The 7171-nt window shown below is 31.7% G+C and carries 6 protein-coding genes; 5 read left to right on the top strand and 1 reads right to left on the bottom strand.

Annotated features, from left to right (window positions below; translation table 11 throughout):
- The first annotated feature begins 197 nt into the window (after nt 1-197).
- The 4 genes from VGE71_RS12570 (at nt 198) to VGE71_RS12555 (ending at nt 4028) form a co-directional block, all read left to right on the top strand.
- Complete coding sequence (locus tag VGE71_RS12570; protein WP_144212851.1) at nt 198-1751, top strand: PglZ domain-containing protein; 1554 nt, start codon at nt 198-200, stop codon at nt 1749-1751.
- A gap of 107 nt (nt 1752-1858) precedes the next feature.
- Nucleotides 1859-2266 (top strand): tRNA (adenosine(37)-N6)-threonylcarbamoyltransferase complex ATPase subunit type 1 TsaE, encoded by a 408-nt coding sequence (gene tsaE, locus VGE71_RS12565; protein ID WP_331138642.1) that lies wholly within the window; start codon nt 1859-1861, stop codon nt 2264-2266.
- A gap of 151 nt (nt 2267-2417) precedes the next feature.
- Nucleotides 2418-3617 carry an alanine dehydrogenase gene (locus tag VGE71_RS12560; RefSeq protein ID WP_144212855.1) on the top strand — a complete coding sequence of 400 codons (1200 nt, stop codon included), beginning with the start codon at nt 2418-2420 and terminating at the stop codon, nt 3615-3617.
- Nucleotides 3618-3653: 36 nt separating this feature from the next.
- Entirely contained in the window at nt 3654-4028 is a 375-nt protein-coding gene (locus VGE71_RS12555) for a DUF4258 domain-containing protein (protein ID WP_331138641.1), read from the top strand.
- Between the two features lie 152 nt (nt 4029-4180).
- On the opposite strand, the gene VGE71_RS12550 is transcribed toward VGE71_RS12555, so the two are convergent.
- Nucleotides 4181-4846 carry a uracil-DNA glycosylase gene (locus VGE71_RS12550; protein WP_331138640.1) on the bottom strand — a complete coding sequence of 222 codons (666 nt, stop codon included), beginning with the start codon at nt 4844-4846 and terminating at the stop codon, nt 4181-4183.
- A 132-nt stretch (nt 4847-4978) separates the two neighbouring features.
- Here VGE71_RS12550 and VGE71_RS12545 point away from each other — a divergent pair, with 132 nt between their 5' ends.
- Nucleotides 4979-7144, top strand: a complete 2166-nt coding sequence (locus VGE71_RS12545; RefSeq protein WP_331138639.1) for an endonuclease MutS2 — start codon at nt 4979-4981, stop codon at nt 7142-7144.
- Nucleotides 7145-7171: the final 27 nt, after the last annotated feature.

Raw genomic sequence — 7171 nt, 5'->3', positions numbered from 1 at the left:
AAGTAAATAAGTATAAAGAGTCTGGTGTTTTTTATTTAAAAATCACAGTACAAATCCTGATGATTATCAATAAACTACATTAAAAAATGTTAAAATTCAAAACAAAATCTTGAGCGAACTTCAATAAATTTATACTATTTTTAATAGTTTTTAAGTTCTATAACTTTAAATTGCAGTAAAAATTTATAATAGATTTTATGGATAAGATAAAAATACTTTGGGTCGATGATGAAATCGATCTTTTAAAGCCCCACATATTATTTCTAGAAAAAAAGAATTACGAAGTTACTACTTGCAACAATGGATTAGATGCTATTGCTTTGTTTGAAGAAGATAACTTTGATATTGTTTTTTTGGATGAAAACATGCCTGGAATGAGCGGTTTGGAAACCCTTTCTGAAATGAAAGAAAAAAAATCTGCCATACCGATGATTATGATTACCAAAAGCGAAGAAGAATACATTATGGAAGAAGCCATTGGTTCTAAAATCGCCGATTATCTAATCAAGCCTGTAAATCCAAATCAGATTCTGTTGAGTTTGAAGAAAAACTTAGACGATTCAAGATTAATTACAGAAAAAACAACGTTGGATTATCAGAAGGAGTTTAGGAAAATTGCAATGGAATTAGCGATGGTTAATTCTTATGAAGATTGGATTGAACTCTATAAAAAATTGCTTTTTTGGGAATTAAAACTAGAAGACATCAACGATACAGCGATGATTGAAATTCTGGAGTCTCAAAAGGTAGAAGCCAATTCTCAGTTTGGAAAATTCATTGAAAGAAATTACGAAGACTGGTTTGCTCCAAAAGCAGATAAACCTATTCAATCCAATACTTTGTTCAAAGAATTAGTTGTTCCTGAACTAAAAAAGAAAGATAAACCGGTTCTTTTTGTTGTAATTGATAATCTTCGTTACGACCAATGGAAAGCGTTTGAAAGTGTGGTAGCTAATTATTATAAATTAGAAAAAGAAGTTCCGTATTACTCTATTCTTCCAACTGCTACGCAATACGCGAGAAATTCAATTTTTTCTGGTTTAATGCCTTTAGAAATGGAAAAACAATTTCCTCAATATTGGAAAAATGACGTTGAAGACGGTGGAAAAAATCTTTATGAAGCTGAGTTCTTATCGGCTCAATTAAAAAGATTGGGATTGAATATTAAGGAAGACTATTTTAAAATCACCAATTATTCTGGTGGTAAAAAATTAGCAGAAAACTTTAAAGCTTTAAAAGGAAACGATTTGGTAACTGTTGTTTATAATTTCGTTGATATGCTTTCGCATGCTAAAACCGAAATGGAAGTTGTAAAAGAATTAGCTTCAGATGACAAAGCCTATCGTTCATTAACTCTAAGCTGGTTTAAAAACTCCCCTCTTTTAGAAATCATTCAACAAGCACAACTTTTAGGTTTTAAACTGATTTTGACAACAGATCACGGAACAATTAATGTAAAAAATCCGTCTAAAGTTGTGGGAGATAAAAATACAAGCTTAAATTTGCGTTATAAAACTGGACGAAGTTTAACTTACGAGCAAAAAGATGTTTACGTAGTAAAAGAACCTAAAACGATTGGTTTACCTGCAATTAACATGAGTAGTTCGTTTATTTTTGCCAAAAATGATTTCTTTTTGGCTTATGTAAACAACTACAATCATTATGTAAGTTATTATAAAAATACGTATCAGCATGGAGGCATTTCGTTAGAAGAAATGATTATTCCGTTCCTTGTTTTCAACCCTAAATAATTAAAAGTTGCTGCGAATTCCATGAATTTTCACTAATTTATTTTAAACAAAAAAGTATATTTTAATTCGCGAAAATTTGTGAAATTCGTGGCAAAAAAATAAAACAAATGAATATCGTTTTTTCATTAGATCAAATTCAAGAAGTTGCTGAGCAGATTATTGCTTCAAATCCTAAAAAAATAATCCTATTTAACGGAGAAATGGGAGTTGGAAAAACGACTTTAATCAAGCAATTATGCAAAACCTTAGGAGTTGAAGACGCAACCAGCAGTCCAACATTTTCGTTGGTAAACGAATACCAAACTCCTAACAATCAAACCATTTATCATTTTGATTTTTACAGATTAAACAAAGAAACTGAAGCGCTTGATATGGGTGTTGACGATTATTTATATTCTGGAAATTGGTGTTTTATTGAATGGTCTGAGAAAATTGCCAGCTTAATTCCTGAAGAACATTCTACAATAAATATTGAGTTATTGGAAGACGGAAAACGAGAATTGAAATTAAATTAAACTTCTATCTAAGTTAATGGTAAAAAAAACGAGTTTAACCTTGTTGAGAGTTAAAAACATTTATTAACTTTTCACTTTGAGTATTAGCAGAATTTTTGCATTAATTTTAAATCTTTTTACGTAATTTGTACCTTTAATTTTTTGCATACACATGTCAATCACGTTAACTCCATTTACAAAACAACAATTAATTCCGCAAGAAGAAAAACTTGAGGTTGGTCGTTTTAAAAGAGAACTTTTTATAGGAATTCCTAAAGAGACAAGTTACCAGGAACGTCGTATCTGCCTTACTCCTGACGCAGTAAATTCACTTACATATGCCGGGCATCGTGTAATGATTGAGTCGGGTGCTGGAGAAAGTTCGAGTTATACAGACAAAGAATATGCAGATGCAGGTGCAGAAATTACAAAAGACACTAAAAGAGTTTTTGGCTGTCCGTTTTTATTAAAAGTAGAACCACCTACTTTGACAGAAATACAAATGATAAATCCCGAAACGGTTATCATTTCTGCCATTCAGCTTAAAACCAAAAAGAAGGAATACTTCGAAGCGTTGGCACAAAAAAAAATCACAGCACTTGCTTTTGAATATATAAAAGATGAAGACGGATCTTATCCTGCAGTAAAATCTCTAAGTGAAATTGCAGGAACTGCTTCAATCCTAATCGCCGCCGAATTAATGATTACTGACGAATTCGGAAAAGGACTTTTATTCGGAAATATTACAGGTGTCCCTCCTACTGAAGTTGTAATTTTAGGAGCTGGAACTGTTGGCGAGTTTGCTGCTAAAACCGCAATCGGACTAGGTGCAAATGTTAAAGTTTTTGATAACTCTATCACTAAATTGCGTCGCTTACAAAACAATTTAAATCAGAGAATTTTCACTTCAACCATACAACAAAAAGGTTTACTAAAAGCACTGAGACGTTGTGACGTCGCAATTGGCGCGATGCGAGGAAAAGAAAGATGTCCAATTGTTGTTAACGAAACAATGGTCGAACACATGAAGAAAGGTGCCGTAATTGTTGATGTTAGCATTGATACTGGAGGTTGTTTTGAAACTTCGGAAGTAACAACGCATGAAAAACCAACCTTTATAAAAAGTAATGTTTTGCATTATTGCGTACCAAATATCCCATCAAGATATTCCAAAACTGCCTCATTATCAATTAGTAACATATTAACACCTTACCTACATCAGATAGCCGAAGATGGTGGAATTGAAAGTGCTATTCGATGCAACAAAGGACTTAAAAACGGTATTTATCTTTATCACGGAATCCTAACAAATAAAGCAATTGGCGATTGGTTTGATTTACCAGATAACGATATCAATTTACTTGTTTTCTAAGGGAACTTTAATGTACCTTTGCAAAAAAATTATTTCATGAAGTTCGTACACCGTTTTGCATATTACCTGATTGGTCTCATTATGGGATGTTTTATTGTATCAGGATTTTTTATTGGAAAAGATACTAGTTGCAATTATTTTCCAAATGCCCGAGTTTTAAATAACCTTAGAACAAAACCATTTCAATACTCTCCAAAAGCAGTTCAAACCTTAAACGAAAAATGGGTTGATACAGCAGACATCAAAAACACATTAACTTACGGAGATGTAGATTTCGATCAAAGTAATGTTCCAATGAAAAATGGAAAATTATATATCATTGAAGGAAAAACAGTAAAAAACCAAGAAATTATTCTAAAAGTAGTTAATTACGAAAACAAAGCTGTTTTAGAAGAAATCTTAAAAAAATAAGAAAAAATCTTTTGTTTCTAACTCTCGATAACTGTCGCGATTGAAGATTCAAAAGATTTTTTTTCATAAATATACTTTTCTAGCAAAGTGACAAAGACATAAAGTTTTTTCCTTTGCCCCTTTGTCACTCTGCAACTTTGTAGCTTAAAAAGTTACCATTCAATTTCTTTTAATCCTTTAGATTTTAAGAAATCATTTGTTTGGCTAAAATGTTTATTTCCAAACCAAAAACCTCTGTTAGCGCTTAATGGCGAAGGATGACCTGATTTTAAAATATGATGTTTTGAAGCATCTATCAAAGCTGCTTTCTTTTGAGCAAAACCTCCCCAAAGTAAAAAGACTACATTTTCTGTTTCCTCAGAAATTTTCTTAATTACAGCATCTGTAAATTTTTCCCAGCCTTTTCCCTGATGACTTCCAGCTTCAGATTGGCGAACTGTCAAAGTCGCATTTAAAAGAAAAACACCCTGATCTGCCCAACGCTCAAGATTTCCTGTTTGTGGAAGAGGTTTACCCAAATCAGTTTCAATCTCTCTAAAAATATTGTACAAAGAAGGTGGAAAAGGAATTCCGTCATTTACAGAAAAACACAAACCGTTTGCCTGATTTGGCCCGTGATAAGGGTCTTGTCCAATAATCACAACCTTCACTTCATCAAAATGACAATGGTCAAAAGCAGAAAAAATTTGATTCCCTTTTGGATAACAAACTTTCGTCGCATATTCCGTTTTTACAAAATCTATTAAGGTATTGAAATATGGTTTTTCAAATTCTTCATTTAAAACTGGTTTCCAAGAAGAATGCATTTTTACGTCCATAACTTTTTTTTTGCGAATTTCAGAAATTAATACTAAAAATCATATTTTTCTGACCATAAATTTTAGATAGAAACTGTCGATTTCAATCATAATGTTTTCGTACTTTTGCCTTTACTTTCATAAAGAAATTAAATGATCAGTATTACAGAAAAAACATTACAAGACTTACAATTTCCAACCGTACTTGAAACCATCTCAGAAGGATGCAACACAGATATTGGAAAAGAAAAAGCTTTACAAATAAAACCATATAGAGACAAAGAAGAATTAATGCAATCACTGATGCAAACATCAGAGTACGTATCTTCTTTTCAAAATAATAATGCAATTCCGAATCACGGATTTGACGCTATCACACATGAAATAAAGTTTTTAGCAATCGAAGACAGCTTTCTTGAAGTAGGAAGTTTTAGAAAAATTGCTAATCTTTCTGCCACTACAAATGTCTTATTGAATTTCTTAAAAAAATTCGATGATTATTATCCAAACATAAACGCAAGAGCATCTCGTGTTGAATTAACAAAAGATATCATCTCCGCAATTGATGCAATAGTAGACAAATATGGAGAGATTAAAGACAACGCTTCTCCCGCTTTAGCCGGAATTCGCCAGAATATGAATTTGGTTCGCGGAAAAGTAAACCAAAGTTTTGGAGTTGCTTTAACTCAATACAACAGCTTGGGTTATTTGGACGACATTAAAGAAAGTTTTGTACAAAACCGTAGAGTTTTAGCGGTTTTAGCTATGTATCGTCGTAAAGTAAAAGGTTCAATTCTAGGAAGTTCCAAAACTGGAAGTATTGCTTACATTGAACCAGAAGCTACTTTAAAATATTCTAGAGAATTAGCCAATTTAGAATATGAAGAGAAAGAGGAAATTACGAGAATTTTAAAAAACTTATCTAATGTAATTCGACCTTATCTTCCTTTATTAATTGAATATCAAGATTTTTTAAGTGATATTGATGTGGTTGCCGGAAAAGCAAAATATGCAAACCGCATTAACGGAATCTTACCAACCATTACAGACGAAAGAAGATTGTTTTTTAGAGAAGCATATCATCCAATTTTGTATTTGAACAACAAACAAAATAAAGAAGTTACATATCCGCAGACAATTGAATTAAAACAAGAAAACAGAATTATTGTTATTTCTGGACCAAACGCCGGAGGAAAAACTATTTCCTTAAAAACGGTTGGTTTGTTACAATTAATGCTGCAATCTGGAATTTTAATTCCGGTTCACGAAAGAAGTGAAACTTTCTTGTTTGATAGAATCTTAACTGATATTGGAGACAACCAATCTATTGAAAATCACCTAAGTACCTATAGTTATAGATTAAAAAACATGAATTACTTTTTAAAGAAATGTAATCGAAAAACCATGTTTTTAATTGATGAATTTGGTACAGGTTCTGATCCTGAATTGGGTGGAGCTTTGGCTGAAATTTTCTTAGAAGAATTTTATCATCGTGAAGCTTTCGGAATTATCACAACGCATTATTCTAATTTAAAAATTCTGGCAAACGAATTACCGTATGCTACGAATGCAAATATGATGTTTGATGAAAAATCTTTGGAGCCGATGTACAAATTGGCTTTGGGTCAGGCTGGAAGTTCGTTTACTTTTGAAGTAGCTCAAAAAAATGGAATTCCTTTCGGATTGATTAATCGTGCGAAAAAGAAAATCGAAGTTGGAAAAGTTCGTTTTGACAAAACCATTGCAACACTTCAAAAAGAAAGATCGAAACTAGAAAAAACTTCTTTGAATTTAAAAGAAGAAGAAACTCGTGCTCGTGAAGAAAGTAAAAAGATGGAAAACATCAATACCAAAATCCAACAAAAATTAGAAAGCTATCAGGAATTATATGATAGCAATCAGAAAATAATTTATATCGGACAAAAGATTGATGATATCGCTGAGAAGTATTTCAACAACAAAAATAAAAAAGAATTAATTGGTGAATTTTTGAAAATTGTTGAGATTGAAAATTCTAAACGTAAAAAAGCAACCCCAAAAGAAACTAAAGCAAAAGTTGAAAAACAAAAAGAAATTATTGCCGAAGTACAAGTAAAGGTTGAAGAAATTAGAAAAGAGAAAAAAGAAAAAAAACTCAAACCTGTTGTAGAAAAACCAAAACCAATTCTGAAAGTTGGCGACCGAGTAAGAATGCTTGACGGAAGATCTGTTGGAAGTATTGATTTGATTGAGAAAAATAAAGCAACAGTTAATTACGGAATTTTTACGTCAAAAGTTAGTTTGGACGAATTAGAATTAGTTGAAGCAGTTAAAAAATAATCTTTCGCTCTTTGAAATTGACCCAAA

It is taken from the genome of Flavobacterium sp. (assembly GCF_036405015.1).
Lineage (GTDB): Bacteria > Bacteroidota > Bacteroidia > Flavobacteriales > Flavobacteriaceae > Flavobacterium.
This window is presented reverse-complemented; position numbering and strand designations above follow the sequence as displayed.

Excerpts from the sequence above, each read along its gene's own strand:
- VGE71_RS12570 (WP_144212851.1), top strand. The coding sequence starts at position 198 with ATGGATAAGATAAAAATACTTTGGGTCGATGATGAAATCGATCTTTTA.
- tsaE (WP_331138642.1), top strand. The coding sequence starts at position 1,859 with ATGAATATCGTTTTTTCATTAGATCAAATTCAAGAAGTTGCTGAGCAG.
- VGE71_RS12560 (WP_144212855.1), top strand. The coding sequence starts at position 2,418 with ATGTCAATCACGTTAACTCCATTTACAAAACAACAATTAATTCCGCAA.
- VGE71_RS12555 (WP_331138641.1), top strand. The coding sequence starts at position 3,654 with ATGAAGTTCGTACACCGTTTTGCATATTACCTGATTGGTCTCATTATG.
- VGE71_RS12550 (WP_331138640.1), bottom strand. The coding sequence starts at position 4,846 with ATGGACGTAAAAATGCATTCTTCTTGGAAACCAGTTTTAAATGAAGAA.
- VGE71_RS12545 (WP_331138639.1), top strand. The coding sequence starts at position 4,979 with ATGATCAGTATTACAGAAAAAACATTACAAGACTTACAATTTCCAACC.